Below are 25,690 nucleotides of genomic sequence, written 5' to 3' on the forward strand. Positions count from 1 at the left end.
GCCATGCTGAATTTCATTGACACGGTCGGCGAGGCCGTCGCCGGCATCAAGGACGGCTCCACCGTCATGATCGGCGGCTTCGGCAACGCCGGCCAGCCGTTCGAACTCATCGACGCCCTGCTGGAGTGCGGCGCCGCCGACCTGACCGTGGTCAACAACAACGCCGGCCAGGGCGACCAGGGGCTCGCCCTGTTGATCAAGGAGGGCCGGGTGAAGAAGATGATCTGCTCCTTCCCGCGGCAGGCCGATTCCTGGCACTTCGACGCGAAGTTCCGCGCCGGTGAGATCGAGCTCGAGCTCGTCCCGCAGGGCAACCTGGCCGAGCGGATCCGTGCCGCGGGCGCCGGGATCGGCGGCTTCTTCACCCCCACGGGGTACGGCACCATGCTTGCCGAAGGCAAGGAAACCCGGATCCTCGACGGCCGCGGCCAGGTCTTCGAGACCCCCATCCACGCCGACGTCGCCCTCATCAAGGCGCTCAAGGCCGACGGCAAGGGCAACCTCGTCTATCGCAAGACCGCCCGGAATTTCGGGCCGATCATGGCCGCCGCGGCCAAGCACACCGTGGCCCAGGTGTCGGGGATCGTCCCCACCGGCAGCCTCGACCCGGAGATCATCGTGACTCCCGGAATCTACGTCGACAGCATTGTGAAGGTGGCCTGAGATGAGCATCCCGACAAATGACCATGCGGCTGTCCGGACCAGTATCCAGAGCGCCGACAAGCCGCTGGGCCGCGACGACCTGGCCCGCCTCGTGGCCCGCGACATCAAGCCCGGCTCCTTCGTGAACCTCGGCATCGGCCAGCCGACCCTCGTCTCCAACTACCTCGAGCCGGAGCAGAACATCACGCTCCACACCGAGAACGGCATGCTGGGCATGGGCCCCGAAGCCGCCGGGGACCAGATCGACGGAGACCTCATCAACGCCGGGAAGATCCCGGTCACCGAGCTGCCCGGCGCATCCTACTTCCACCACGCCGATTCGTTCGCAATCATGCGCGGCGGGCACCTGGACATCTGCGTCCTCGGCGCGTTCCAGGTCTCCGCCACCGGCGACCTCGCCAACTGGCACACCGGCGCCCCGGACGCGATTCCCGCTGTCGGCGGAGCGATGGACCTCGCCACCGGGGCCAAGGACGTCTTCGTGATGATGACGCTCCTGACCCGCGAAGGCGTGTCCAAACTCGTGGAGGCCTGCACCTACCCGCTCACCGGGATCGGCTGCGTCACCCGCGTCTACACCGACAAGGCCGTCTTCCTGACAGGCCCCGACGGCGTCGAGGTCCGGGAAACCTTCGGCTGCACCCTTGAGGAACTCCAGGACATGGTGCCGGTGCCGCTCAGGGCCGCCTCCGCCGCCGGAAGCTGACACCCCCTCCCGCGCGTATACAGTGATGCGGAACCGAGAGGCGAGAAATGATTGACGCAGCAAAGGCCGCCACGTCGAACAGCACACCCCCTGCCAGTGACCAGTACGTCCAGTCGCTGGCTCGCGGGCTGGCCGTGATCCGTGCCTTCGACACGGAGCATCCGAAGATGACGCTGACAGAAGTGGCTGCCCGGACGGATTTGACCCGGGCCACCGCCCGGCGCTTCCTGCACACCCTCGTGGAACTCGGCTACGTCCGCACGGACGGCAAGATCTTCGCGCTGACCGCCAGGGTGCTGCAGCTCGGCTATGCCTACCTGTCCGGGTTGTCGTTGCCCCAGCTCGCCCAGCCGCACCTTGAGGAACTCTCACACGAGCTGGGGGAATCGACGTCGGCGGCCGTGCTGGAGGGCACCGACATCGCGTATGTCGCCCGCGTTTCGACCCGACGGATCATGACCGTCGGCATCACGGTGGGAACGCGTTTCCCGGCGTACGCCACCTCGATGGGACGGGTGCTGCTCGCCGCCCTCCCGGCCGCGAAACTACAGGAATACCTGGCTGCCGTCGAGATTCGTCCGCTCACCCCGCGGGCCATCGGCACGCCGGCGGAGCTCATGGCCGAGCTGGACACCGTCCGCACACAGGGCTGGTGCCTGCTGGACCAGGAACTTGAACTCGGGCTGATGTCCATCGCGGCGCCGGTCTGTGACGGGTCCCAAGTCGTAGCGGCCATCAACGTCTCGCTGCAGGCCCAGTCCGTGGCAGCACAAACGGACCCGGAGGCCTACCTGGACTCGGTGCGCCGGGCCACCGTGGCCACCGCGCAAATCATCTCCGACGACCTGTCCTCGGGCCGTTAACTACGGAGCCCAGGCTCAGGACCCGGAGATCGGCCCCGTTGAAACCCTGATGGTGACCCCGTCGGGATCGTCACTGATCTTCAAGTGCAGATCCCTGCCGACGAGGGAGGCGTGAATGTCCTCGCTGTCCTCGGGCGCCAACTGTTCAGCAAGCCGAGTGACCGCCAGTGCCATTGCCCTGCCCCAGTCATGGGGATCCATGCTGGATGCCTCAGCCTCGGCCGAGTACTTCTCTTGTTCAGTCACGTGCCCCCCGCTTTCGACGTCTGAAGCGGGCCCGGCAGGATGATCCGGACAGGCCGCCGGGCGCGAACAGCGGCCGGCATGCTCCAGTACATAAGCATGCCCAGTCTAGTGACCCCGCGGATGGAACGTCCACGATCCGGCCCGGCGCTGCGGAAGTTACGCAGGACTGCGGATAAGATTTCACTTCGGGACACCTCCCGCCCCCTTGCCTCCGAAGGACGCCATGACAGAGAACAACCCCGCGCCTGAGAGCACACAGGCCAAGCGCGCCGCCGTCGTCATTAACCCCATGAAATCCTCGGGCGAGGACTTCAAGGCCGCCTTCCACCGGCTCTGCGAGACAGAAGGCTGGGCCGAACCGCTCTGGCTCGAAACCACGGCAGAGGACACCGGACTGGGCCAGGCGCGCCAGGCCCTTGAGGCCGGAGTCGACGTCGTCATCGCCGCCGGCGGCGACGGTACTGTCCGCTGCGTGGCCGAGGTCCTCGCCGGCACCGGAACGCCCATGGGCCTGGTTCCGCTGGGCACCGGGAACCTCCTGGCCCGCAACATCGGCGTCGACATCACCGACCCGGTAGCCGCCAGCTACGACATCCTGAACGGCAGCGACGTCAAGGTGGACGTCGTCCGGGCGAGCCTTGACCACGCCGAGGAGCAGCAGCTATTCCTGGTCATGGCCGGGCTCGGCTATGACGCCGCGATCATGGCAAATACCGTTGACGGGCTCAAGGACCGTGTGGGCTGGCTTGCGTATGTGGAGGCGGGCATCCGGCACCTGCCCGGCAAACCGGTCAAGGCGAAGATCAGCGTCGACGGGAAGCACCCCGTGCGCCGCCGGCTCCGCAGCGTGATGGTCGGAAACTGCGGCAAGATCATGGGCGGTGTGGAAATCTTCCCCGACGCCAAGGTCGATGACGGCATCCTCGACGTCGTGATCCTGGCTCCGATCGGACGGCTCGGCTGGCTGAACGTCCTGGCCGGGGTGTTTGGCCGCAAGGGCAGGAAGAACCAGTCCGTGGAGTACTTCACGGGCAAATCCGCGGAAATCGAACTGGACCACGAACAGGAATTCCAGCTCGACGGCGACCACCTCGGCAAGGCGAAGCACCTCAAAGTCTCCGTAGACCACGGAGCTCTCGCCGTCCGGATGACGGCGGCCTGACGCCTCCGTCCTGCCATCAGGGGCCCGTCGAGACGGCCGGGCGGTGGGCCAGTATCTCGGCGAGCTCCGCAAGCCGGTGCGCGCGTGCTGACTCGGCCGGCGTAAACGGTTCGCCGGGCCTGACAAACGTGAGGGGGCCGTGCCAGGCGGTCGGGAGCCGCAGGAAGGTGGCGTCCCTGGCCGGGGGAGTCTTCGCTTCGGGGGCGCCGGAGGCCGGTGCCGTCCAGATCCGCGCCCGGAGCAGTTCCGCGACCGCCAGCGGCAGTTCATCCGGGTTGCCGGCTATCCGGGCGGCGAGGCTCAGCGCCCCGGTCTGTCCGTCGGCCATGGCCAAGGCCGTGGTGGGCCAGGCGTGCGGCTCGGCCCCGCCACCGGCCTTCAGGGCCCGGAGCAGTTCGCCTTCCGTCAGCTCCCCCGGCGCGGAGAGCACAAACTCGTCGAGGACCCCGCCGGCGACCGGGTGGACGTGGATGCTCAGGATGTTCGTCTCCAGCGCTGCCAGGGCCTGCGTGACCTTCTGCAGTGATCCCGGCTTGTCCTGCAACACGGTGCGGGCCCGCCAGAGGGCAGGTGCCGCCACGAGCTTCCTGCGGTGGCGCAGGGCCGGGGCATGGAGCCAGCGCCGCAGCATCCGCGCCGCTGAGGGTTCCGCAACCCAGATCACGAGGATCGTCGCAGTCATGGTGAGGACCAGAACCTTGGCCACATACGGCAGGTGCGTTTCCACCACCGCGGCATGCACCAGCAGTTCGATCGGGAGCATCACAGCGACATTGGCCAGGGTCAGCCGCGCCTTGGTGGGTTCGGGCATCTGCCCGCATACTTCGCAGCTCAACTCGGAGGCGGCCGGACCCTGTGCTTTGCCATTGGCTTTGGGTTTCATGCTCCCATGATGGCGGCCGGCTGTTTCGGGCGGGTTGCCGCCTGGTGACAGTTGCGGACCGGCCGCCGGGGTCCCGACGTGCGCCTACCGGCGCCGCTCTCCGGAGAGTTCGCCGGACGTCCGGGCAACCGCGCCACCGTCATTGTCCGGGCCGGCCAGCCGGGCCAGCAGGTCCCGGATTTCGGCAAGCAGGGCCGTGTCGGCCGGTATCGGCTTCTCTTCGGGCTCGGCCGTGCCCAGGCGGTTCTTGACGAGCCTGTTGATCCGGTTCATTGGCGCCACGAAGATGAAGTACACCACCGCCGCTGTGATCAGGAAGGTCACAAAGGCCGTGACCACTGCGCCGATGTTGACGAAGGTCTTCGGGTTGCCAGGCCAGATGTGGAAGCCCAGCCCGTCCGTCGCAACGCCGCCCGCGGCTGCAATGATCGGGTTGACGATGTTAGCCGTGAACGCGCTTACCAAGGCCGTGAAGGCCGTGCCTACGACGACGGCGATGGACAGTTCGATCACGTTGCCGCGCAGGATGAAATCTTTGAATCCTTTGAGCATGGGGGACCTCCGGTGTGCCGTTCCTTAATGTCTTCACTGTTAGCCGCTGCAGTCTTTGCTGCTTCAGGCAACCGCTAGACGCTACCACCCCGTGTGCGTCCGGCGGGTTCCGATCAACGGTGCACGATGCCGAGACGGCCCCGTTCCGGCGTAAAATCAGGGGCGGATGCCAGTGCCGCCGTCGTAATACTCCGACCGCAACGAAAGGCGCCCCGCTCCGTGAAGATGCTCGCCAAGATGTTCACCATGGCACCAGCCAACAAGGACCATCGCGTCGCGCTCCGTTGCGCCATAGGCGTCTTCGTTCCGCTGATCACACTCGTGCTCCTGCACCGCCTGGATCTGGCCATCTTCGCTTCGTTCGGCGCGTTCACCGGGATCTACGGCCGGAATGAGCCGCACGGTAAACGGTTCGTGATCCAGTTGCGGGCCGGCGGGTTGATGCTGCTGGTGATACTTCTGGCTGCCCTGACGGCGCGCGCCGGCCAGGCGTTTGCGCTCTCCCCGGCCAGCACCACGTGGGTCCAGGTCGCGGCCACCACGGCCGTCGCGGGAGGCTGCTTTCTGGTCGTCGCATGGTGGCGCCTGCGCCCGGCAGGCTCCCTCTTCCATATCTTCGCCTTCGCGGCCATCGCGTCGATCCGCGGCCAGCCGCCGCTGTGGCAGGGCATGCTCGTCGCGGTGCTGACAGTCGCTTTCTGCCTGCTGGTCGGGATGTCCTCACGCGTGGCCCCGAGCCGCCGGACGCCATGGGGGCGGCCGGCACGCGCGAGGCTGGCTCCGGCCGAGAAACGGGCGGCCCGGCTCGAAGCCGGCGGATACCTGGTGGCGGCCGGGCTGGCCGGAACGCTGGCGACCATGGCCGGCGAATGGCTCGGCTTCGGCCACAACTACTGGGCCATGGTTGCTGCCGTCGTCCCGCTCGTGGGACACACCACACGCCACCGCATCAGCCGGGGCGTGCAGCGAATCATCGGCACGGCCGTGGGACTGATGCTGCTGGCAGGCATCCTGTGGTTCCAGCCTGCGCCGTGGCAGACAGTGCTGGTGATCGCCGCCTGCCAGTTCGGTGCGGAAATGTTCATTGCCCGCCAGTATGCCCTGGCCCAGGTGTTTGTCACGCCGCTGGCCCTGATCTCCACCCTGCTGGTGGCGCCCGTATCGCCGGGAGTCCTGCTCCGCGACCGGATTCTGGAGACCGTCATCGGCGCCGCCGTCGGCATCGCCGTCGTGCTGGCCCCCAGCGCCTGGCGCCGCCTCCAGCAACGCCGGGACCTTCGGCGCGCCGCCGCCTGAGCCTGCCGCCCGGCCGCAGGTTCGGCTTCCGGCCGGAGCTTCCCGAGGCTGGGAGTTGTGTCGCTCGGCAGCGTTGTATGGGACACTGAAACCATTGAATGGAAGCGCGGATGGATGAGGGGAAGCGTGGCGAACTCGGGTTCCGGTGATTCCGTGGTGGACCGCGTGGTGCGCGTAATCGCCGCGTTTCCGGAGGGCGTCACCGTCCTGCAGCTTTCCGAACTGGCCGCCCGGTCGGGCCTGCCCCTGACCACGGCCCATCGGCTGGTCCGGCAGCTGGCCGGGCATGGCCTGCTGGATCTCGGTCCCGGCGGCTCGGTGCGGCTGGGCCTGCGCCTGTGGGAAATTGTCAACCGGAATTCCCCCACACTGGAGCTCCGCCAGGCGGCCCTGCCGTTCATGGAGGACATCCAGCAGGTGCTCAACCAGAACGTAAACCTCGCCGTGCTGGACGGCTGGGAGGCGTTGTTCGTTGAGCGGCTGTCCCGGCGCGGGTCGGTCGCCAACCGCGCACAAGTGGCGGGCCGGATGCCCGTGCACCTGTCCTCTGCCGGGCTGGTGCTCATGGCTAACCAGCCCGGGGCCGCCCAGGCTGACTACCTCCGGAGTATCACCGGCACCGCCGGCCGGCCCACGGCCGGGGACCTACGGGTCCTGCTGGCAGAAGCCGCGCGCCAGGGCTATGCGCAGCTGGCCGGGGTGGTGGACCCTGACACATGGGGCATTGCAGTCCCGGTGCTGGACCGCAAGAAACACGCAGTGGCCGCCCTCGGCGTCGTGGTTCCCCTGCATGAGGTGAGCCTGCAGGCGCTCGTCCCCGCCCTGCAGACCGCCGCCCGCGGCATCGGGCGGCGGCTGGGGGAGTCGCCAGGCAGCGCACACTTCCGTTCAATGGAAGCATTGTAACGCGGATCACGCATCCCGGAGCAGACTGGTAGCCGAGGGATCCATCCGGCCCGGGGCACGCCGCCGGGGCCCCGCAACGAAGCGAGGAACACATGGCAAACCGTAAAGTCATCACCACCCAGGTCGCGATCCTGGGTGCCGGACCGGCGGGGCTCATGTTGTCCCACCTGCTGGCCAAGGCCGGGATCGAATCCACCGTCATCGAAATCCGCAGCCACCAGGAGATCTCGGAAACCGTCCGCGCCGGCATCCTCGAACACGGCTCGGTCAAGATGCTCGTGGACAGTGGAGTGTCCGACCGGGTGCTGCGGAAGGGCGACCGCCACGACGGGATCGAGCTTCGCTTCAACGGGGAAAGCCACCGGATCGACTTCCAGGACCTCGTCGGGGAATCAGTGTGGCTCTACCCCCAGACCGACGTCTTCACCGACCTCGCCGCACGGCGCCGGGCCGACGGCGGCGACGTCAGGTACAGCGTTACCGACACCACCATCCACGACATCGCAGGCAAGCCGAAAGTCTGGTTCACCGACTCCGACGGAGTGGAGTACGAACTTCAGGCCGAGTTCATCACAGGCGCGGATGGCTCGCGCAGCCACTGCCGCTTCCAGATTCCCGAAGCGGACCGGAAGTGGTACTTCCACGAGTACCCTTTCGCGTGGTTCGGCATCCTGGCGGAGGCGCCGCGCAGTTCGGGGGAGCTGATCTACGCCAACTCCGAGAACGGCTTTGCCCTCATCAGCCAGCGCACCGAAAAGGTCCAGCGGATGTACTTCCAGTGCGATCCCAACGAGGACGTCCACGACTGGAGCGAGGAACGCATCTGGGAGGCCTTCCGCAGCCGCGTCAACGGCAACGGGTTCGAGCTCAAGGAGGGACCGGTCATCGATAAGACCGTCCTGAAGTTCCGCAGCTTCGTCCACGCGCCGATGCGCCACGGGAACCTTTTCCTGGCCGGCGACGCCGCCCACACTGTCCCGCCCACCGGGGCCAAGGGCCTGAACCTGGCACTGAACGATGTCAGGGTGCTCTTCGAGGGGCTCGACAGCTTCTACGCAACCGGCTCGACCGTGCTGCTGGACGCCTACAGCAACCGGGCCCTGGACAGGGTCTGGAAGGCCCAGCACTTCTCCTACTGGATGACCTCCATGCTTCACACCCCGGCCGGCGCCGACGACTTCGCCCGCGCCCGCCAGCTCGGCGAGCTCAATTCGGTGGTGTCATCCCGCCACGGCCGGGCGTACCTCGCGGAGGCCTACACCGGCTGGCCCGGGGCCCACTAAGGGCGCCTGAGGGCACCTGCCAGGCCCCCCGCCGCGGGCCCGACTCCGGGGTCAGCGGGCTGGATCACGGCATCATTTTCTTATCGACAGGCTTCCGCGCCAGGACTACCCTTAAGCCGTCCCAGCATGACCCGACGAGGACGATGGAGAGGTGTCCGATCATGGGAACCGCAGAGAATGTTGAACTGGTCCGGCGGGGGTACGAGGCCTTCAACGCCGGGGATATGGCGAGCCTCAGCGAGATGTTCGCGGAGGACGCGGTTTGGCACGTCGCCGGAAGCGGCGTGCTGTCGGGGAAAAAACAGGGTCGCGACGCCGTTCTGGCGTACTTCGGCGAATTGGGGGCGCGCACCAAGGGTGACTTCCAGGCCAACGTCAAGGACATCGTTGGCGGGGACAACTACACGGTCGCGATCCAGCAAACCCAAGGAACAAACAACGGCAAAACCCTCGACATGGCCACCATCATCACATTTGTGGTCCGCGACGGAAAGATCACGGAAGGGCGCGAGTATTTCGAGGACACGGCGAAGGCAGACGATTTCTGGGTCTAATCCTGATCCAGGGTGCCCGTCAGGTGGTGGGTCGGAATCCGGTCCCGGTCATACGTGATCTCGGTATAGCCGTGCGGTTCGGGTTTCCCGGCATGACTCAGGTTCACGAAGACGATTTCCTCAATTGTGAGGATGCTCTGTCGGGTGATCATGTTCCGGACCTCGGCGCGCATGGTCAGTGACGTCCGGCCGAAGCGGGTCGCGGTGAGGCCCATCTCGACCAGATCCCCCTGGACAGCGGAACTGACAAAGTTGATTTCGGAAATGTATTTGGTGACGGCCCGGCCGTTGCCCAGCTGCAGGATGGCGTAAATTGCCGCTTCCTCGTCGATCCATTTCAGCAGGCTTCCACCAAACAGCGTGCCGTTGGCGTTGAGATCTTCGGGCCGCACCCATTTGCGGGTGCGAAAAGTGATGTCGGCCTGTTCCATAGTGCGAGGTTAGCCGACGGCGGTGCCCCGCCCCCAGTGTGACGGCTCCCGAGGCGACGGGTCCAAGGGTGACCGGGACCGGCTTGCGTACATTTATCGGGCCTCGGCGCACGTCCTCAGGCCATGGCGGTGTGCGCGGCGCTGTGGGAATCGATCGTCTTGGCGTAGCAGTAAGAGTGCTCGACGCCGTTGTACGGCCCGAAATTCGGCACGGGCCCGAAGCCGGAGTTCTCGTAGAATTGCCTGCCGTCCGTCTGGACCGAGCCCGCCTCCGCGGTGATCGTGGTGATGCCGAGTGCATGGGCATGGGCCTCCAGCGCCGCGAGGATTGAGCTCGCGATGCCGGAACCCCGCGTGTACGGCAACACGTAAAGCCGCTTGATCTCGGCGGTGTGCCCCGCCAGGATCCGGAGCCCCCCGCAGCCTACGGGCTGGCCCGACGCCTTGTCGTGGGCGACGAGGAAAACGGCAGTGTCGGCTTCCGACGGCGGCGGTCCTGGCTCGTGTCCGCTGGTGCCGAATCGGGCATCGAGTTCAGCCTGCTGGGCTGCCCGCAGGCCCGCCCCCACCGGGTTGGCCCACGTGACCTGCCGGATGTTGAGCCGGGGATTGGTCTGCATCGCTGCCTCGATTCGCCGAAGGGTTATGCGACTCAAGGCTAGGCAGCGCCGGTTTCCGCTGTGTTTCCTGCTCGTAAGGATTCGAAGAACTGCTGCTGGCGTGGGAACGGGACTGCGGTCCTACACCGGGCGGCCGGTGGGGTCCTCCGCCGTCGGATCCGCCAGAACCAGGCCATCCACCGGGCTGTCGTCCCAGTGGATCAGCCGCCACCCGGCGTCGGGATCGCCGTCCAGGGCAACGATGCCGGTGTTGGCGAGCACATGCCGTGCGGCAAAACCGGGTTCGACGTTGGCGGCCCGCAGACCCGCCCAGACCCTGATCGCCGCGCCATGGCTGACCACGGCCACCGCGCCCGCGTCTGCGGATCCTGCGGCCGCCGCGGCAATTTGGGCGATCGAGGCGTCGAAGCGTTCGAAGAAATCGTGGCCGCTGGGCCCGGCAGGCATCCTGCGGTCCAGTTCCCCCGCTGACCAGGCAAACACCGTGCCCAGATACCGCATGTGGGATTCACGGTCGGTGAGTTTCTCCAGCGACCCCGCCTCGATCTCCCGCAGCCCTTCCAGCACCTCGATGCCCAGGCCCCGCACGGCCGCCAGCGGCCTGGCCGTGATCTGCGTACGCACCAGCGTGGATGCGTAGAGCAGGCCTATCTGCTCATTCGCCAGGGTCCGCGCCAGGGCGGCGGCCTGCCGCTCGCCGAGCTCGGTCAGCCCGGGTCCGGGATGGGCCGTGTCCAGCTGCCCGAGGACATTTCCGGGCGTCTGGCCGTGGCGGATGAGCAGGAGCCTCATTTGAGGTGGTCCACCAGCTCGTCTGCGATTCCGGTGTACTTGCCGGGGGTGAGGGCCAGCAGCCGGGCCTCGGCGTCGGCGGACAGGCCCAGGCTCTGGACAAACTCCTGCATCCGGGCGGCGTCGACGCGCTGGCCGCGCGTCAGGTCCTTGAGCCGCTCGTACGGGTTCTCCATGCCTTCGACGCCGGCGATGGCCTCGGCACGCATGACCATCTGGATGGCCTCGCCGAGGACTTCCCAGTTGGTGTCCAGGTCCGCGGCCAGGACGTCCTGCGCGACGTTGAGGCGCTCGAGGCCCTTTGCCACATTGGAGATTGCCAGCAGCGAGTGGCCGAAGGCGACGCCGATGTTCCGCTGGGAGGAGGAATCGGTGAGGTCCCGCTGCCAGCGGGACGTGACGAGGGTGGAGCCCAGCACGTCCAGCAGGCCGGAGGAGATTTCGAGGTTCGCCTCGGCGTTTTCGAAGCGGATCGGGTTGACCTTGTGCGGCATCGTCGAGGAGCCGGTGGCGCCTGCGACAGGGATCTGCACGAAGTAGCCGATGGAGATGTAGCTCCAGATGTCGGTGCAGACGTTGTGCAGGATGCGGTTGAAACGCGCGACGTCGGCGTAAAGCTCTGCCTGCCAGTCGTGGCTTTCGATCTGCGTGGTCAGCGGGTTCCACGTCAGGCCGAGGCCTTCAACGAACGTCTTTGAGACATGCTGCCAGTCGGCACCTGGCACGGAGGCGACGTGCGCGGCATAGGTGCCGGTGGCGCCGTTGATTTTGCCGAGGTATTCGGTCCGGGCGATCCGGTCCAGCTGGCGGGTGAGCCGGTGGGCGATGACGGCCAGTTCCTTGCCCAGCGTCGTGGGGGTGGCAGGCTGCCCGTGCGTGCGCGAGAGCATCGGCACGGCGCGGTTATCCTCGGCCATCCCGCTGATCTGCGCCACGAGGTTGCGCGCGGCCGGCAGCCATACGTCCTCCACCGCGCCCTTGACGCCGAGGGCGTACGAGAGATTGTTGATGTCTTCCGAGGTGCAGCCGAAGTGCACCATGGCCGTGAGGTGTTCGATCCCGATGCCCGGGAGCCGGCGGCCGATGTAGTACTCCACGGCCTTGACATCGTGCACCGTGACGGCCTCGATGTCGGCCAGTTCGGCGACGGAATCGGCGTCGAATCCGGTGACGATGGCGCGCAGTTCCTCCTGCTGGTCTGCGGTCAGCGGTCCTGCCCCCGGAAGGACTTCATTGCCCGTCAGGTGGATCAGCCATTCAACTTCCACTGCCACGCGGTCGCGGTTCAAGGCCGCCTCGGACAGGTAGTCAACCAGCGGCGCGACGGCGGACTGGTAGCGGCCGTCCAGCGGGCCGAGCGCGATCTGGTGCGGTGACGCGGCGAGGGCCAGGCGTCCGGAAGGCGTGCGGGTGGCGGCTGTGGCGGCAGTTTCAGGCATGCTCCGATTCTTCCACGAAGTCCTGCCGGGCCCTAAGCCCGCCCGTCCTCATGACTTTCGACGGCGGTCCACGCCGCCGGGCGTCCACGGTGCAGGGTTTCCACATAGCCGGGCGGGGTGCTTCAGCACGATTTGCGGAGTCCCTAGCGTGGGTGTCATGACCACCGGGATGACCAGCACTTCACACACCAGCACTCGGTTTGCCGGCACGGCCTTTACCGGCACCGCTTTTACTAGCGTTGCGTCCCCCGGCACGGTGTTACCGGCAGACGCCGCGGCCTGCGCCTCGCGGAGCTACGAGGTCCAGCAGCTGGCTGGGCGGGTCGCGTCGTGCGCCGAACAGGCGGACGCTGCGCTCGGCCGACTGGCCCGGCTGGAGCTGCAGGCCTGGCAGTCGCCGGCCGGGCGCGCCTACCGCACCGCGCTGTCCCTGCAGGCCGCTTCGCTGCGCAGGAGCCGGGACGCGCTGCAGGACGCCGTCGCCGCGGTGCGGCGGCACGCCCAGAACGTGGCGCTGGCCCCCGGCCGTCCGGGCTACTGATGTCGGAGGCAACCCCTGCGGGCTCAGGCGGGGCGCCCCGCCCCTCCGAGCCTCCTGCCGACGGCACGCTCCGGATCCGAGGCGGTGTGGGCGGCCTGACCTTCCAGTTTGAGGAGCTGCTGGCCGGCGCCGCGGCCCTCGACGAGGTCGTGAGGCAGTTGGGGTCCGTCGAAGCGGAAGCAGACGCGGTACGGCATGCACTCTTCCCCTTCCAGCCAGACGCCTACGCGAGCGGCAGCAGCGCGATCATCGCCGTGGGGGAGGGCGGCCAGTCGATCGGCCGTGTTCGGGCAGACCTGGAGCGCCTCACCAGGGAGGTCAGGGCGAGCCACCGGGAATACGAGTTCACGGAAGCCCGGAACGCCCTGCTCTTGCGGATGGGAATCGGCGGTGCCGGACCCTGGCTCGGGGCGGGGGTGCTGGGCCTTTCGCCGCTGTTCGGGTTGCCCCCGGCCAACGTGCGCGACTCTGTGGAGGACGGGATCGCCACGGTGCCCGCGCGGCTGGCCATGCTCCTGGGCCTGCCGGCGCCGCTGGCGGGGACGATCGGAGCACTCCGCGGACCCGCGGACGTCCGCCGCATGGTCCGGGATTTGTCCGCCGCTCCGGGTCTGGAGTTCCTCAAACCGCGCCCGGTCCGGATCGCCGGCAGCGAAACCCGCGTTGAGGACGTCGACCTCTCTCCGGCCGGACTCCTGCTGCGGGCGCAGGAGGTGGACCGTACCAGCGGAGACATCGAGGTCCTCCGGATCGGCGAGGGTGCGGACCGGGCGTGGGTCGTGATCATCCCCGGAACGCAGCTGGACGGACCGCCCGCAGGCACAAACCCCTTTGATGTCGCGGGCATCGCGGAGGGCCTGGGCTATTGCTCGCGGGAGACGGACGCGGCCATCCGGGAGGCGCTGCGGGAGGCGGGGGCGCGGGCAGGCGGGCAGATCGCCGCCGTGGGTTACAGCCAAGGCGGCATCCACGCCATGAACCTCAGCCAGGACCGGGCGTTCCTCGCTGAATACGACCTCAAGTTCGTGCTGACCGCGGGTTCACCGGTGGGCGGCATCGAACCTGCCCCGGGGATCAGCAGCCTGCATCTCGAGCACCAGCAGGACTGGGTGCCAGGTGCGGACGGGCTGCCCAACCCGGACACCAAGGACCGGGTGACCGTGACGCTCACCAACCAGCTGGAGATGCCCGAATGGAAGGATTTTGGCCTCGGCCCGGGACACCGCCTGGAAAACTACGCCGACGGGGCCGTAGCCGTTGCCGCAAGCAAGGATCCGTCACTGCAGGCGTCCACGGCGGCCCTGGCAGCAGTCGTCGGCGCGGGAGGAGCAGCAACCGTCACCCGGTTCTCCCTGCGGCGCGACGCGATGCCGGCACAGCGCGGCGTGGTCATGGCGCCGGGACCGCGCCGCGACCAGGCCGGAACCCAACGGCCGCAGGGCCCGGCGGGCTAGCGCTGACGGCCTAGCGCCTCCGCGCGCCCGGCAGCCAGCTGGCCACGAGGGAAATCACGGAGATGATGATGGCCGCGAAGACCGCGGTCCAGAAGAAAGAGTCGATGGTGAAGTGGACGGGCGTGTAGCTGCTGAGCCACGACGTCAGGTAAAGCATCGCCGCATTGATGACGATCGTGAACAGCCCCAGGGTGAGGATGGTGATCGGCAGAGACAGCAAGCTGACCAGAGGGCGCACGAACGCGTTGACGACGCCGAAGATCAGCCCGATGAAGAGATACGCCAGGACGATCCCGATGGCGTCGGTGCCCTGCGTGACTCCGCTGTTAGCCACGGCATCGGTCGTGGCACCCGTGGAGATGTCAAGCCCGGGCAGGATCCAGCTCGCGACCCAGAGAGCCAACCCATTGATGATTACCCGCACGATGAAAGAGCGCATGGCCTCATGCTGTCATATCGTCACGCAGACCGCAGGAAGGGCGAAGTAGGCTAGTTCGCATGACTTCATCAGAGAACACGGCCGGAGGAATCATGCCGCGCCCGGTGGTAGACCTCCTTCCCCGCTACGCCGCCGGCAAGCCGCCAGTGCCCGTCGAGGGGCTTGCGAGCTACAAGCTTTCTTCCAACGAGAACCCCTTGCCGCCGATCCCTGCAGTGCAGCAGGCGATCGCGGCCCAGACCGACTTCAACCGCTACCCGGACCCCTTGAGCAGCAAGCTGCGCGCCGCGCTCGCCGACTTCCTTGGCGTTCCCGCCGAGGACATCGTCACAGGGGCCGGAAGTCTCGGAGCCTTGAACCAGCTGCTGGCCACCTTCACCGGCCAGAACGATGACGGCAAGGCCGACGAAGTCATCTACGCGTGGCGCTCGTTCGAGGCCTATCCCATCTCCGTCGGCCTCGCCGGAGCGGAGAGCGTCCGGATCCCGCTGACCGGCGACGGCCGCCACGATCTCGAGGCCATGGCGGCTGCCGTGTCGGCGCGCACCAAGATGATCCTGCTGTGCACCCCCAACAACCCCACCGGACCCATCCTGACGACGGAGGAAACGGAGCGCTTCATCAAGGCCGTGCCCTCCGGTGTCGTGGTGGTCATCGATGAGGCATACCAGGAATTTGTACGTGCCGAAAACGCCGTCGACGGCATCGAAATGTACCGGAAATACCCGAACGTCGTCGTCTTGCGGACGTTCTCGAAGGCGCACGGCCTGGCCGGGCTGCGGGTGGGTTACAGCGTGTCCCGCCCGGAACTCACCCAGCACCTGCGCGTCGCCGCCACGCCGTTCTCAGTGTCCCAAATCGCCGAGAGCGCGGCCGTCACTTCGTTGGACCACATCGGCGAGGTTGTAGAAAGGGTACAAAGCCTGGTGGACGAACGCGACCGGGTCACGCGCGGACTTCGGGAGCTCGGCTGGTTCATCCCGGAAGCGCAGGGGAACTTCGTCTGGTTGAATCTGGGAGCCAACAGCGCTGAATTTGCCGCCCTGGCGGGCGAACGGGCGCTGTCCGTCCGGGCCTTCGGCACGGAGGGGGTGCGGGTCAGCATCGGCGAGACCGAGGCCAACACCCGCTTCCTGGAACTCTGTGCGATCTATACAAAACCGCCACAGCGTTCCTAGCGCTTAACATGACGGCCCCGAAGCCGGGGCTGCGGATAAAGTAGGGACGAGTAAAGCCAAAATATATGCCGGATCAGGAATGCATTCCGGTCTGGCATGTATCCCAGCGATTGCAGCGCATTCGGATGCGGCAAGCAAGGAGACGGTATGGGCGACACACATCTGCCCTCTACCGAGTTCGACGGAACCGATATGGATGACCAGCTCGAGGCGGCAGCCGAGGCGCAGCTGGGCGACCCGGCCGAGCCAATGGTGCAGCTGCTGGCACCCGACGGGACTCTCGGCACCGACCCGGTGTTCTCGGAATACGCGGAGCGGCTTGATCCGGAGAAACTGCGCGGCTTCTATGCCGACATGGCCAAGATCCGCCGGTTCGACGTCGAGGCCACGGCGCTCCAGCGCCAGGGGCAGCTTGCACTGTGGGTCCCGCTCACCGGACAGGAAGCCGCCCAGATCGGCTCCGGCCGGGCCTCCCAGCCGCAGGACTATATCTTCCCCACCTACCGGGAGCACGGTGTTGCGCTGACCCGCAACGTCGACCTGGCGGAGCTCCTCCGCCAGTTCCGCGGCGTGTCCAACGGCGGCTGGAACCCCAAGGACACCAACTTCCACCTCTACACCCTGGTCCTCGCAGCGCAGACCCCGCACGCGGTCGGCTACGCGATGGGGATCCAGCGGGACCAGAAGCTCGCCGCTGCAAACGCTGCCGCAGCCGGAGATGGAACTGCCGGGCAGGCCGCGGAGCCGAAGGCCGCCGTCGTGGTCTATTTCGGTGACGGGGCCAGTTCCGAAGGCGACGTCCACGAATCCATGGTGTTCGCATCCTCCTACAAGGCCCCGGTGGTGTTCTTCTGCCAGAACAACCACTGGGCCATCTCCGTGCCGAGCTCCGTGCAGACGCGCATCCCGCTGGCCAACCGTGCCAAGGGCTACGGCTTCCCCGGCATCCGGGTGGACGGCAACGACGTGATCGCCGTCCACGCTGTCACCGAGTGGGCCCTCGAGCAGGCCCGCGAGGGCAACGGCCCGGTGCTGATCGAGGCGTTCACCTACCGCGTCGGCGCGCACACCACGGCAGACGACCCCACGAAATACCGCGAATCCGCCGAGGAAGGCCGGTGGCGGGCGAAGGATCCGCTCGAACGCCTGGAAAAGTATCTCCGCGCCCAGGGCCTGGCCGACGACGCCTTCTTCGAGCAGATCAGTGCCGACGGCGACGAACTCGCCGCCTACGTCCGCAAAACGACCCACGACCTTGAAACCCCGGACATCCGGACCGCCTTCGCCAACACCTATGTGGAGGCCCACCCGCTGGTGGCCGAAGAGCTGGCCTGGTTTGAGGAGTACAGCGCCGGCTTCGCTGGAGACGCGGCCGCCGACGAGGCCACAGCAGCAGAGACAGGGGCGGCCAACTGATGACCACCATGACCATTGCCAAGGCCATCAACGAGGGCCTGCGGGCAACGCTGAACGACAACCCGCGTTCCCTGCTCATGGGCGAAGACATTGGCCCGCTCGGCGGTGTCTACCGCGTCACCGACGGCCTCATCGCCGAGTTTGGCGCGGACCGTGTTGTCGACACCCCGCTGGCGGAGTCCGGGATCATCGGCACCGCGATCGGGCTGTCCCTGCGCGGGTACCTGCCCATCTGCGAGATCCAGTTCGACGGCTTCGTGTTCCCGGGGTTCAACCAGATCACCACGCAGCTGGCCAAAATGCACTCGCGCAGCAACGGCAACCTCACCGTGCCCGTCGTCATCCGAATCCCATACGGCGGCGGCATCGGCTCGATCGAACACCACTCGGAGTCGCCGGAGGCGCTGTTCGCCCACACGGCCGGCCTGCGCATTATCACCCCGTCCAACCCGCACGATGCCTACTGGATGATCCAGCAGGCCGTCGATTGCCAGGACCCCGTGATCGTCTTCGAGCCCAAGCGCCGCTACTGGCTCAAGGGGGAGGTGGACACGGACTCCCCCGGAGCGTCCGCGGACCCTTTCAAGGCGCACGTGCTGCGCAAGGGAACGGACGCCACCGTGGTGGTTTACGGGCCGCTGGTCCCGGTGGCCCTCGCCGCAGCCAACGCCGCCGCCGAGGACGGCCACAGCGTCGAAGTGATTGACCTGCGCTCCATCTCGCCGATCGATTTTGATACCGTCACGGCCTCCGTCAAGAAGACCGGCCGCCTGATCGTGGCCCACGAGGCCCCCACGTTCGGCGGAATCGGCGGCGAAATCGCGGCCCGGATCAGCGAACGGGCCTTCCACTCGCTCGAGGCGCCGGTCATCCGGGTGGGCGGTTTCCACATGCCCTACCCCGTGGCCAAGGTCGAAGAGGACTACCTGCCGGACATGGACCGCATCCTTGAGGCGCTTGACCGTGCCCTCGCCTACTGATGACCCAGGGCACTGACGACGATTTCCGAAAACCGAGGACCCCATGACGCTTAACAAGTTCAACCTCCCCGACGTCGGCGAAGGGCTGACCGAGGCGGAGATCGTCGCGTGGAAGGTCAAAGCCGGGGACACGGTGGCCATCAACGACGTCCTGTGCGAGATCGAGACCGCCAAATCATTGGTGGAACTGCCCTCGCCGTTCGCCGGCACCGTCACCGAGCTGCTCGTTGCAGAGGGTGTGACGATCGACGTCGGGACCCCCATCATCAGCGTGAGCGACGCCGTGGCGGCCGAAGCATCCGCCCCGGCCGAGGCCCCCGCCCCGGCGGCCCCTGCCGGATCCGCCCCGGCGGCGCCCATGTACGGGACGCTGACAGTGGATGACTCCGACTCCGACTCCGACGCCGGCGAATCGGCGGGTCGCCCGGCCGGCGGCCCGCTCGTGGGGTCCGGCCCCAAGGCCGACGCCGTCAAGCGCCGCCGGCGGGTCTCCGCGGCCATCAAGCCGGCTGTTGCGTCGGGCCCAGCCACCGCAGAACCGGTGGAGAGCCACGACATCTGGATCAGTCCCCAGGCTGTTGCCCAGGCGGAGCGTCCCCTCCCGGCCGGAGGCGTCGACTCACGCCCCACCCTGGGCGGTGCCATCACCGGGCTGGTCAACAAGGTGCTGGCCAAGCCTCCGGTGCGCAAGATTGCCCGGGACCTCGGCATCGACCTCGCCGACGTCGTCCCGACCGGGGCCCGCGGCGAGGTGACCCGCGAGGACCTGGTCAGTTACCAGGCGCAGCGGGACGCCGAGGTGGACAAGGCGGACACGTTCTGGGGGAAATCCGGCCGGCCGCAGGATCAGCGGATCGAGCGGATCCCGGTCAAAGGGGTCCGCAAGGCCACGGCCAAGGCCATGGTGGAGTCAGCTTTCGCGGCTCCGCACGTGAGCATCTTCGTGGACGTCGACGCCAGCCGGACCATGGAGTTCGTCAAGCGGCTCAAGGCCTCCCGCGACTTCGAGGGCATCAAGATCTCGCCGCTGCTGATACTCGCCAAGGCCGTCATCTGGGCCGCGGCGCGCAACCCCAGCGTCAATGCCACCTGGGTGGACAACCCGGACGGCAGCGACTCAGCCGAAATTCACGTCAAGCACTTCATGAACCTGGGCATCGCGGCCGCCACCCCGCGGGGCCTGATGGTGCCCAATATCAAGAACGCGCAGGACCTCTCGCTCAAGGAACTGGCCCTGGCACTGAACGAGCTGGCGTCCACGGCACGGGCGGGCAAGACCCAACCGGCCCAGATGCAGGGCGGGACCCTGACCGTCACCAACATCGGGGCCCTCGGGATCGACACCGGCACGCCCATCATCAACCCGGGCGAGGTTGCAATCGTGGCGTTCGGCACGATCAAGCAGAAGCCCTGGGTCCTCGACGGCGAAGTCATCCCGCGCTGGATCACCACCCTGGGTGGTTCGTTCGACCACCGCGTTGTGGACGGGGACCTCTCCGCCCGCTTCATGGCCGACGTCGCCGCCATCCTCGAGGAACCAGCCCTCTTGCTCGACTGACACGGCCCGCGTAGAAGGCTCTGCAGGATGGAACGGCGGACCCGGCCGCGAGGCAAAAGAAAGACCCCGCCACTGAGAATCTCAAGGGCGGGGTCTCGTCAGGTTGCGGGAATGGGCTCAGTTCGCCGTGTAGATGGAGAGCATGTCGGCCAGACCTGCATTCCCGCTGAGGCCCGCGAGGGCGGACGCGGCGGCAAACATCACGCCGGCGAGTCCCATGCCGCCTGCCGTCAAAGCAGTGAGGAACTTCCAGTCCTCACGCAAAACGCTCCGAACGGTCTCGGGCATGCGCAGGCCGGGGGCGATCATGTTGGGGGCGCTGTCGATCGAGCCGTCGTCCAGGAGCGCGACCACCCGGCCCGCGCTTCGATCCACGCGCATAGTGCTGATGTGGTTGCCGTGACGGGCCAAGAGGATGTCATGGCCAACGAGCTGGCGGCGCTGAAGAGTGGGCACAGTATCCGATCGGTAGATTTTCGAATGTCCGCTCCATCGCAGGCAACACCAATTTTACCGTTGGGCGGCCCTCCGGCACGGCGAAATCACAGGTGAGGCTGCGCACCAGGGGTGGTGACGCGCGTCAAATCCGCGCCTTCCGGGCTTCCGCGCTCCGGACGGGATTAGAGTGGCACCAGCCGCCGCCAGTCCGGCGGACGCGGATCAAAGGAGAGTTGCGTGTTCTCGAGCCCCTTCCCCGACGTCGATGTTCCCGATCTCAGCATTTACGACTACCTGTTCGGTGACTTGCGGGAGGAGGACCTGGACCGGATCGCCGTCGTCGACGGCACAAGCGGTGCGGAGATGAGCTACCGGGAACTGCTCCAACAGATCAATGCCCTTGCAGGCGCTGTGGCGGCCCGGGGGCTGGGGGTCCGCGGCGTTGCGGCGATCCTGTGCCCCAACATCCCCGCCTTCGCGGTGGTCTTCCACGGCCTGCTGCGGGCCGGTGCCACCGTGACCACGGTCAACTCGCTGTACACGGCGGATGAAATCGCGCACCAGCTCGACGATGCCGGAGCGGACTGGCTCTTCACCATCTCCGCGCTCCTTCCCGCCGCCCGCGAAGCCGCCGCCCGGAACGGCATCGCTTCCGAGCGGCTGGTGGTGCTCGACGGCGCCGATGGCCACCCCTCTCTGCAGGATTTGCTCAGAGCTGGCGTGCCGGCCCCGCAGGTCAGATTCGATCCGGCCACGCATGTGGCTGTGCTGCCATACTCCTCCGGAACTACGGGCCGGCCCAAAGGCGTCATGCTCAGCCACCGGAACCTCGTGGCGAACGCTGAGCAGTCCCGCGGCCTGCTCGGTGTGGGCCCCGAGGACCGGCTCCTGGCCCTCCTGCCGTTCTTCCACATCTACGGCCTGACAGTCCTGCTGAACCTGGCCCTCCGCCAGCGGGCGCGGCTGGTCACGATGCCCAGGTTCGATCTTGCCGAGTTCCTGCGGATCATCCAGGACCACAAATGCAGTTATCTGTTCATCGCTCCGCCGGTGGCCGTGGCCTTGTCCAAGCACCCAATGGTCGCCGACTACGACCTCAGCTCGGTCCACACCACACTGTCCGGCGCGGCGCCCCTCGACGGGGAACTCGGGGCCAGGCTCGCCGAGCGCCTCGGCTGCCGGGTGCTGCAGGGCTACGGCATGACGGAGATGAGCCCGGTGTCGCACCTGATACCGCGGGATGCCAGCGGCGTGCCCGTCAGTTCGGTCGGCTACACCGTGCCGAACATGGACTGCCGGCTGGTGGATCCGGCCACCGGGGAGGACATCGACGTTCCCGCCGAAGGGACCAGCGCGCCGGGCCACTTACTGTGCCGCGGTCCCAACGTGATGCTCGCCTACCTCAACCGGCCCGAGGAAACGGCGGACACGCTGGATGCTGACGGCTTCCTGCACACCGGGGACATCGCGACGGTGCGGGCGGACGGTGTCGTAACGATCGTGGACCGGCTCAAGGAACTCATCAAGTACAAGGGCTACCAGATCGCCCCGGCAGAGCTCGAGGCGCTGCTCCTCACCCATTCCGGTATCGCCGATGCCGCGGTGATCGGCACGCTCGACGCCGGCGGCCAGGAAGTGCCGATGGCGTTCGTGGTACGCCAGGCCGGCCCCGACGGGGACGCGCTGGATGAAACCGCGGTGATGGACTTCGTGGCCTCCAAGGTGGCGCCGTTCAAGAAGCTCCGGCGGGTGGAGTTCATCGACGCCGTGCCCAAATCCTCCTCCGGCAAGATCCTGCGCCGGATGCTGAAGACGGCAGTGCCGGCCGTTCAGCCCGAAGGCTTCCCCGCCTAGCCGGCGATGTCGGTCTTGGCGATGTAGACGTCGCAGGGAGCGTTGTGGGCGACGCTGTTCGCAACGCTCCCGAGGACCCGGCCGATTCCGCTCATGCGCCGGTTGCCGACCACGATCATCTGCGCGCCCGTGCGCTCGGCTTCCTTGATGAGGGCCTCGGCCGGCTTCCCGCGCGCGGCCGCATAGGTGACGTCGATGTCGGCCGAGCGCAGGCCGTCCGCGACGGACTTCGCGACCGTTTCCGCGTTGCTGGCGTCCGACAGGATCCACTTGTCCCCGCCGCTGCTGAAGACCTCGGTCCTATCGCTGTCGAAGGCGCTGACCACATGAAGGGTGGCGCCAAGAGAGACTGCGAGGTCCCGCGCGGTGTGGGCCGCCTTCAGGGCAGTCTCACTGCCGTCGACACCTACAACGATAATTCCGGTCATATGAAACTGCTCCTCTGGGTCAACGAACGTCTTTGGCCTTGCTCCAGCCATCATTCAGGCTACAGCCTGCACGCTACAGGGCGGCGATGGCGTCGCGCAGGACCGGCGCCAAACGCCGGACGCCTTCGCGGATGGATTCAGGCGGCACGGCGCTGAACGCCAGCCGGATCTTGTTGGACGGTTCATCCGAGTGAGTGAATGCCGCACCGGGAATGAAGACGACCCCGGCGTCGATGGCCTTCTTGAGCAGGGGGTAGGTGTCCACGCCTTCGGGCAGCGTGACCCAGACGAAGAAGCCACCCTCCGGGCGCGTCCAGCTCAGGCCTGTGGGCATGTGCTCCGCCAAGGCCGCGAGCATCGCATCGCAGCGTTCTTTATACAGGCCCCGATAGGTCTCGATCTGGCCGCGCCAGTCGTAGTCGCGCAGATAGGCAGACACGAGCATCTGGTTGAGTGTCGGCGGGCACAGGGTCACCGCCTCCGAGGCAAGGTAGAAGCGGCGCTGAAGGTGCGCAGGAACCAGCGCCCAGCCGATCCGCAGGCCCGGGGCAAAGATCTTTGAGAAGGACCCCATGTAGATGACATCGCCCGGGTTGGCCGCGCGCAGGGGGGTCAAGGGCTTGCCGTCGAAGCGAAGCAGGCCGTAGGGGTTGTCCTCCAGCACCAAAATATTCGCCCGGCGGCATATATCGACGACCTGCTGGCGCCGCTCCGCGGACAGGGTGATGCCGGACGGGTTGTTGAAGCTCGGGATCGTGTAGAGGAACTTGACGTTTTTGCCCGCAGTGTGGAGTGCGGCGATCTTGTCCTCCAGCAGATCCGGAATGATGCCGTCCTGGTCCATCGGCACGGTCCCGACCTCCACCTGGTAGGCCTCGAACGTGTTGAGCGCCCCGACGTAGGTGGGATCCTCCACGAGGACGACGTCCCCCGGGTTGCAGAAGACCTTCGTGGCCACATCCTGGGCGGACTGCGAGCCCGCGGTGATCACAACGTTCGCAGGGTCCGCGTCCAGGATCCCTTCCGCCGCCATGACCTCGCAGATCTGGGTCCGGAGTTCCTCGGTGCCCTGGCCGCCGCCGTACTGCAGGGCGGTCAATCCCTGCTCGGCGATGATCCGTGCCGCTGTCTGTCCGAGCCGTTCCAGCGGGAGCGATTGAAGGTACGGGCTCCCGCCGGCAAGGGAGACGAGGCCGGGTCGCATCGAGATGTCGAAGACGTCCCGGACTGCCGATTGCTTGATATTTGCTGCGCGCTCCGAGAATAGGATCTCGTGGCGGTGGGCGGACGTAGCCGCACGTTCAATTGCATCTATTGCCTCGGCCGGGAGAACATCTGCGGCGGCATCAAGTGTTTCGTGGGTCACATTCCCAAGAATACAGGCCATGTTGCCACGGGGGAAACTTTTGTTCACAGATTGTTTCGCGCCCGCGCCGGTGGCGTCCCGCCCGGAACCGCGCCGCCCCCGGCAGCGGGTGCTGTCGGGGGCGGCAAGCGGGGACCGGAAGGGCGGGAGTGCTAGGCTGCCTCCGCCGTCCGTGCCGCTGCCAGCGCATCGAACACGCCCTTGATCTGCTCGACGACTTCAGCATCGTCCTTGGGGTGGGTCTCGGCGAATCGGACCATGGAGCCGGGGACTGCCAGCTTGACGTCCTCGAGCACCCGGGCACCGGCGATGCCGACGGCCTTGCGGGCCTCATCCTGTGCCCAGACCCCGCCGAACTGGCCGAACGCGGTGCCGACGACGGCGGTCGGCTTTCCGTTGAGGGCGCCGGCGCCGAAGGGGCGGGACAGCCAGTCGATGGCGTTCTTGAGGGATGCCGGAACGGTGCCGTTGTGCTCCGGCGTGACCAGGAGGAGGGTGTCGGCCGCGTTGGCTGCGGCGCGCAGGGCTGCCGCCGCCGCGGGGACGTGGCCCTCGACGTCGATGTCCTCGTTGTAGAACGGGATGTCGCCGAGGCTGTCGTGGATGAGGACTTCAACGTGCTCCGGCGCGTTAAGGGCGATGGCCTCGGCAAGCTGGAAGTTGGTGGAGCCGGCGCGCAGGCTGCCGACCAGGGTGAGAACGGTGTTCTTGGACATGTGAACTCCTGTGCAAAGAGCCGCGGACGTTCCGGCGGCCGGATGATCATGGAGGCCTCTGGGGCCTTCACCAAATCTAAACGGACTACGGTCCGGTTATTATTCCCCGGGGCTACAATAAGCCGTGTGAGCCTCACGCCAATTCACTCCGCTGCGCCGGGCGGTCCCCGGTCCGTTCCCATGCATGCGTCGCTGCCCGGCGCGCCGGGGAGGGCGCTGGGGGGCGCGCCCGGCGGCGTCCAGGCCGGCGCCGAGACCGAACGCCGCGATGCGGCACGGAACCGCGAACTCCTGCTGTGCGCTGCCCGCGAGATCGTCGAGGAATCCGGAGCGGCAGGGCTGACCATGGACGCGGTGGCGCAGCGCGCGGGTGTCGGCAAGGGCACGGTCTTCCGGCGGTTCGGCAGCCGCGCCGGGCTCATGATGACGCTGCTCAGCAATGCAGAGGCCGACTTCCAGCGCCGTTTCATGTTCGGCCCGCCGCCGCTCGGTCCCGGAGCCGCGGCGTTGGACCGGCTGATCGCGGTGGGCGCTGAGCGCATCGACTGGATCCTGGAATTCGGTGAGCTCGCCCGGGCCGCTGATCAGTCCGTCCACAACCGCTTCGACGTGCCGGCCGCCGTCCTCTGGCACCGCCATCTGGCGATGTTGCTGGGCGAAGCCGGGGTCACTGCGGACCAGTCCCTCATGGCGTCGGCCCTGAGCGCGACGCTGGAGCCGGCGCGGCTGTTGCACGCCGTCGGAGTGCGGGGGATAGCCCCGGAGCGGCTCGCGCAGAGCTGGCGTGAACTTGTCACGCGGATAGTGCGCGGGGCATAAATTGTCCCGGAATGCACGCGATAGTGCGCGAAGCGCAGATTAGCCCGGGAGACGGGGTGTCGCCAGGACCGAAGTTGTGAATAATTTAATCATCCGGGCGTGCAGCC

At 67.2% G+C, this 25,690-nt stretch carries 28 protein-coding genes; 16 read left to right on the plus strand and 12 right to left on the minus strand.

Annotated elements, in window-relative coordinates; genetic code table 11:
* The first annotated feature begins 3 nt into the window (after positions 1-3).
* Genes AC1DCZ_RS07920 through AC1DCZ_RS07930 form a run of 3 tightly spaced genes read left to right on the plus strand, consistent with a single transcriptional unit; the run spans position 4 to position 2,232 of the window.
* Complete coding sequence (locus tag AC1DCZ_RS07920) at positions 4-663, plus strand: 3-oxoacid CoA-transferase subunit A (protein WP_476974091.1); 660 nt, start codon at positions 4-6, stop codon at positions 661-663.
* Between the two features lies 1 nt (position 664).
* Positions 665-1,369, plus strand: coding sequence for a 3-oxoacid CoA-transferase subunit B (locus AC1DCZ_RS07925; protein ID WP_476974092.1), 705 nt, complete (start codon positions 665-667; stop codon positions 1,367-1,369).
* Between the two features lie 47 nt (positions 1,370-1,416).
* Entirely contained in the window at positions 1,417-2,232 is an 816-nt protein-coding gene (locus AC1DCZ_RS07930; RefSeq protein ID WP_476974093.1) for an IclR family transcriptional regulator domain-containing protein, read from the plus strand.
* A 15-nt stretch (positions 2,233-2,247) separates the two neighbouring features.
* On the opposite strand, the gene AC1DCZ_RS07935 is transcribed toward AC1DCZ_RS07930, so the two are convergent.
* On the minus strand, positions 2,248-2,478 hold the full coding sequence (locus AC1DCZ_RS07935; protein WP_476974094.1) for a hypothetical protein: 231 nt from the start codon (positions 2,476-2,478) through the stop codon (positions 2,248-2,250).
* A 223-nt stretch (positions 2,479-2,701) separates the two neighbouring features.
* Here AC1DCZ_RS07935 and AC1DCZ_RS07940 point away from each other — a divergent pair, with 223 nt between their 5' ends.
* The gene (locus tag AC1DCZ_RS07940) at positions 2,702-3,640 is read left to right on the plus strand and encodes a diacylglycerol/lipid kinase family protein (protein ID WP_476897071.1); all 939 of its coding nucleotides are present in this window, start codon (positions 2,702-2,704) and stop codon (positions 3,638-3,640) included.
* Between the two features lie 16 nt (positions 3,641-3,656).
* Here the strand turns inward: AC1DCZ_RS07940 and AC1DCZ_RS07945 are convergent, their stop codons facing one another.
* Both AC1DCZ_RS07945 and mscL read right to left on the minus strand, forming a co-directional pair.
* Positions 3,657-4,523, minus strand: coding sequence for an ACT domain-containing protein (locus tag AC1DCZ_RS07945; protein ID WP_476974095.1), 867 nt, complete (start codon positions 4,521-4,523; stop codon positions 3,657-3,659).
* An 84-nt stretch (positions 4,524-4,607) separates the two neighbouring features.
* Positions 4,608-5,075 (minus strand): large conductance mechanosensitive channel protein MscL, encoded by a 468-nt coding sequence (gene mscL, locus AC1DCZ_RS07950; RefSeq protein WP_476897069.1) that lies wholly within the window; start codon positions 5,073-5,075, stop codon positions 4,608-4,610.
* 219 nt (positions 5,076-5,294) lie between these two features.
* Here mscL and AC1DCZ_RS07955 point away from each other — a divergent pair, with 219 nt between their 5' ends.
* The 4 genes from AC1DCZ_RS07955 (at position 5,295) to AC1DCZ_RS07970 (ending at position 9,114) form a co-directional block, all read left to right on the plus strand.
* Complete coding sequence (locus AC1DCZ_RS07955) at positions 5,295-6,371, plus strand: FUSC family protein (protein ID WP_476974096.1); 1,077 nt, start codon at positions 5,295-5,297, stop codon at positions 6,369-6,371.
* A 126-nt stretch (positions 6,372-6,497) separates the two neighbouring features.
* Positions 6,498-7,277, plus strand: coding sequence for an IclR family transcriptional regulator (locus AC1DCZ_RS07960; protein WP_476974097.1), 780 nt, complete (start codon positions 6,498-6,500; stop codon positions 7,275-7,277).
* Between the two features lie 92 nt (positions 7,278-7,369).
* Entirely contained in the window at positions 7,370-8,560 is a 1,191-nt protein-coding gene (locus AC1DCZ_RS07965; protein WP_476974098.1) for a 4-hydroxybenzoate 3-monooxygenase, read from the plus strand.
* 161 nt (positions 8,561-8,721) lie between these two features.
* A complete protein-coding gene (locus AC1DCZ_RS07970) occupies positions 8,722-9,114 on the plus strand; it encodes a nuclear transport factor 2 family protein (protein ID WP_476974099.1) in 393 nt (130 codons plus the stop codon).
* On the opposite strand, the gene AC1DCZ_RS07975 is transcribed toward AC1DCZ_RS07970, so the two are convergent.
* The 4 genes from AC1DCZ_RS07975 to purB all read right to left on the minus strand — a co-directional run bounded on the left by AC1DCZ_RS07975 (position 9,111) and on the right by purB (position 12,396).
* The gene (locus tag AC1DCZ_RS07975; RefSeq protein WP_476897064.1) at positions 9,111-9,545 is read right to left on the minus strand and encodes an acyl-CoA thioesterase; all 435 of its coding nucleotides are present in this window, start codon (positions 9,543-9,545) and stop codon (positions 9,111-9,113) included. The genes AC1DCZ_RS07970 and AC1DCZ_RS07975 overlap by 4 nt on opposite strands.
* Before the next feature lie 116 nt (positions 9,546-9,661).
* Positions 9,662-10,165 (minus strand): GNAT family N-acetyltransferase, encoded by a 504-nt coding sequence (locus tag AC1DCZ_RS07980; RefSeq protein ID WP_476974100.1) that lies wholly within the window; start codon positions 10,163-10,165, stop codon positions 9,662-9,664.
* Between the two features lie 120 nt (positions 10,166-10,285).
* Entirely contained in the window at positions 10,286-10,957 is a 672-nt protein-coding gene (locus tag AC1DCZ_RS07985) for a histidine phosphatase family protein (protein WP_476974101.1), read from the minus strand.
* The gene (purB, locus tag AC1DCZ_RS07990) at positions 10,954-12,396 is read right to left on the minus strand and encodes an adenylosuccinate lyase (protein WP_476974102.1); all 1,443 of its coding nucleotides are present in this window, start codon (positions 12,394-12,396) and stop codon (positions 10,954-10,956) included. Before purB ends, AC1DCZ_RS07985 begins: the two co-directional genes overlap by 4 nt.
* A gap of 157 nt (positions 12,397-12,553) precedes the next feature.
* On the opposite strand from purB, the gene AC1DCZ_RS07995 reads away from it, so the two are divergent.
* Entirely contained in the window at positions 12,554-12,937 is a 384-nt protein-coding gene (locus AC1DCZ_RS07995; protein ID WP_476974103.1) for a hypothetical protein, read from the plus strand.
* Entirely contained in the window at positions 12,937-14,391 is a 1,455-nt protein-coding gene (locus AC1DCZ_RS08000) for a hypothetical protein (RefSeq protein ID WP_476974104.1), read from the plus strand. Before AC1DCZ_RS07995 ends, AC1DCZ_RS08000 begins: the two co-directional genes overlap by 1 nt.
* A gap of 10 nt (positions 14,392-14,401) precedes the next feature.
* Here the strand turns inward: AC1DCZ_RS08000 and AC1DCZ_RS08005 are convergent, their stop codons facing one another.
* Positions 14,402-14,830, minus strand: a complete 429-nt coding sequence (locus AC1DCZ_RS08005; RefSeq protein ID WP_476974105.1) for a phage holin family protein — start codon at positions 14,828-14,830, stop codon at positions 14,402-14,404.
* Between the two features lie 59 nt (positions 14,831-14,889).
* Here AC1DCZ_RS08005 and AC1DCZ_RS08010 point away from each other — a divergent pair, with 59 nt between their 5' ends.
* The 4 genes from AC1DCZ_RS08010 (at position 14,890) to AC1DCZ_RS08025 (ending at position 19,962) form a co-directional block, all read left to right on the plus strand.
* Positions 14,890-16,008 carry a histidinol-phosphate transaminase gene (locus AC1DCZ_RS08010; RefSeq protein ID WP_476974106.1) on the plus strand — a complete coding sequence of 373 codons (1,119 nt, stop codon included), beginning with the start codon at positions 14,890-14,892 and terminating at the stop codon, positions 16,006-16,008.
* A gap of 147 nt (positions 16,009-16,155) precedes the next feature.
* Positions 16,156-17,424, plus strand: a complete 1,269-nt coding sequence (gene pdhA / locus AC1DCZ_RS08015; RefSeq protein ID WP_476974107.1) for a pyruvate dehydrogenase (acetyl-transferring) E1 component subunit alpha — start codon at positions 16,156-16,158, stop codon at positions 17,422-17,424.
* Entirely contained in the window at positions 17,424-18,404 is a 981-nt protein-coding gene (locus tag AC1DCZ_RS08020; RefSeq protein ID WP_476974108.1) for an alpha-ketoacid dehydrogenase subunit beta, read from the plus strand. Before pdhA ends, AC1DCZ_RS08020 begins: the two co-directional genes overlap by 1 nt.
* Positions 18,405-18,447: 43 nt before the next feature.
* On the plus strand, positions 18,448-19,962 hold the full coding sequence (locus AC1DCZ_RS08025; RefSeq protein WP_476974109.1) for a dihydrolipoamide acetyltransferase family protein: 1,515 nt from the start codon (positions 18,448-18,450) through the stop codon (positions 19,960-19,962).
* 117 nt (positions 19,963-20,079) lie between these two features.
* On the opposite strand, the gene AC1DCZ_RS08030 is transcribed toward AC1DCZ_RS08025, so the two are convergent.
* Positions 20,080-20,418 (minus strand): hypothetical protein, encoded by a 339-nt coding sequence (locus AC1DCZ_RS08030; RefSeq protein ID WP_476974110.1) that lies wholly within the window; start codon positions 20,416-20,418, stop codon positions 20,080-20,082.
* Between the two features lie 219 nt (positions 20,419-20,637).
* On the opposite strand from AC1DCZ_RS08030, the gene AC1DCZ_RS08035 reads away from it, so the two are divergent.
* Positions 20,638-22,254 carry an AMP-binding protein gene (locus tag AC1DCZ_RS08035; RefSeq protein ID WP_476974111.1) on the plus strand — a complete coding sequence of 539 codons (1,617 nt, stop codon included), beginning with the start codon at positions 20,638-20,640 and terminating at the stop codon, positions 22,252-22,254.
* Here the strand turns inward: AC1DCZ_RS08035 and AC1DCZ_RS08040 are convergent.
* From AC1DCZ_RS08040 to AC1DCZ_RS08050, 3 genes are all read right to left on the minus strand, one after another.
* The gene (locus AC1DCZ_RS08040; RefSeq protein WP_476974112.1) at positions 22,251-22,682 is read right to left on the minus strand and encodes a universal stress protein; all 432 of its coding nucleotides are present in this window, start codon (positions 22,680-22,682) and stop codon (positions 22,251-22,253) included. The genes AC1DCZ_RS08035 and AC1DCZ_RS08040 overlap by 4 nt on opposite strands.
* A gap of 73 nt (positions 22,683-22,755) precedes the next feature.
* Positions 22,756-24,048, minus strand: coding sequence for an aminotransferase-like domain-containing protein (locus tag AC1DCZ_RS08045; RefSeq protein ID WP_476974113.1), 1,293 nt, complete (start codon positions 24,046-24,048; stop codon positions 22,756-22,758).
* 152 nt (positions 24,049-24,200) lie between these two features.
* A complete protein-coding gene (locus tag AC1DCZ_RS08050; RefSeq protein ID WP_476974114.1) occupies positions 24,201-24,764 on the minus strand; it encodes an NAD(P)H-dependent oxidoreductase in 564 nt (187 codons plus the stop codon).
* Positions 24,765-24,890: 126 nt separating this feature from the next.
* Between AC1DCZ_RS08050 and AC1DCZ_RS08055 the strand changes: the two genes are divergently transcribed.
* The gene (locus AC1DCZ_RS08055; protein WP_476974115.1) at positions 24,891-25,583 is read left to right on the plus strand and encodes a TetR/AcrR family transcriptional regulator; all 693 of its coding nucleotides are present in this window, start codon (positions 24,891-24,893) and stop codon (positions 25,581-25,583) included.
* Positions 25,584-25,690: the final 107 nt, after the last annotated feature.

This window comes from Arthrobacter sp. 10N418 (assembly GCF_056394725.1).

Excerpts from the sequence above, each read along its gene's own strand:
- AC1DCZ_RS07920 (WP_476974091.1), top strand. The coding sequence starts at position 4 with ATGCTGAATTTCATTGACACGGTCGGCGAGGCCGTCGCCGGCATCAAG.
- AC1DCZ_RS07925 (WP_476974092.1), top strand. The coding sequence starts at position 665 with ATGAGCATCCCGACAAATGACCATGCGGCTGTCCGGACCAGTATCCAG.
- AC1DCZ_RS07930 (WP_476974093.1), top strand. The coding sequence starts at position 1,417 with ATGATTGACGCAGCAAAGGCCGCCACGTCGAACAGCACACCCCCTGCC.
- AC1DCZ_RS07940 (WP_476897071.1), top strand. The coding sequence starts at position 2,702 with ATGACAGAGAACAACCCCGCGCCTGAGAGCACACAGGCCAAGCGCGCC.
- AC1DCZ_RS07945 (WP_476974095.1), bottom strand. The coding sequence starts at position 4,523 with ATGAAACCCAAAGCCAATGGCAAAGCACAGGGTCCGGCCGCCTCCGAG.
- mscL (WP_476897069.1), bottom strand. The coding sequence starts at position 5,075 with ATGCTCAAAGGATTCAAAGATTTCATCCTGCGCGGCAACGTGATCGAA.
- AC1DCZ_RS07965 (WP_476974098.1), top strand. The coding sequence starts at position 7,370 with ATGGCAAACCGTAAAGTCATCACCACCCAGGTCGCGATCCTGGGTGCC.
- AC1DCZ_RS07970 (WP_476974099.1), top strand. The coding sequence starts at position 8,722 with ATGGGAACCGCAGAGAATGTTGAACTGGTCCGGCGGGGGTACGAGGCC.
- AC1DCZ_RS07975 (WP_476897064.1), bottom strand. The coding sequence starts at position 9,545 with ATGGAACAGGCCGACATCACTTTTCGCACCCGCAAATGGGTGCGGCCC.
- AC1DCZ_RS07980 (WP_476974100.1), bottom strand. The coding sequence starts at position 10,165 with ATGCAGACCAATCCCCGGCTCAACATCCGGCAGGTCACGTGGGCCAAC.
- AC1DCZ_RS07985 (WP_476974101.1), bottom strand. The coding sequence starts at position 10,957 with ATGAGGCTCCTGCTCATCCGCCACGGCCAGACGCCCGGAAATGTCCTC.
- purB (WP_476974102.1), bottom strand. The coding sequence starts at position 12,396 with ATGCCTGAAACTGCCGCCACAGCCGCCACCCGCACGCCTTCCGGACGC.
- AC1DCZ_RS07995 (WP_476974103.1), top strand. The coding sequence starts at position 12,554 with ATGACCACCGGGATGACCAGCACTTCACACACCAGCACTCGGTTTGCC.
- AC1DCZ_RS08000 (WP_476974104.1), top strand. The coding sequence starts at position 12,937 with ATGTCGGAGGCAACCCCTGCGGGCTCAGGCGGGGCGCCCCGCCCCTCC.
- AC1DCZ_RS08005 (WP_476974105.1), bottom strand. The coding sequence starts at position 14,830 with ATGCGCTCTTTCATCGTGCGGGTAATCATCAATGGGTTGGCTCTCTGG.
- AC1DCZ_RS08010 (WP_476974106.1), top strand. The coding sequence starts at position 14,890 with ATGACTTCATCAGAGAACACGGCCGGAGGAATCATGCCGCGCCCGGTG.
- pdhA (WP_476974107.1), top strand. The coding sequence starts at position 16,156 with ATGGGCGACACACATCTGCCCTCTACCGAGTTCGACGGAACCGATATG.
- AC1DCZ_RS08020 (WP_476974108.1), top strand. The coding sequence starts at position 17,424 with ATGACCACCATGACCATTGCCAAGGCCATCAACGAGGGCCTGCGGGCA.
- AC1DCZ_RS08025 (WP_476974109.1), top strand. The coding sequence starts at position 18,448 with ATGACGCTTAACAAGTTCAACCTCCCCGACGTCGGCGAAGGGCTGACC.
- AC1DCZ_RS08040 (WP_476974112.1), bottom strand. The coding sequence starts at position 22,682 with ATGACCGGAATTATCGTTGTAGGTGTCGACGGCAGTGAGACTGCCCTG.
- AC1DCZ_RS08050 (WP_476974114.1), bottom strand. The coding sequence starts at position 24,764 with ATGTCCAAGAACACCGTTCTCACCCTGGTCGGCAGCCTGCGCGCCGGC.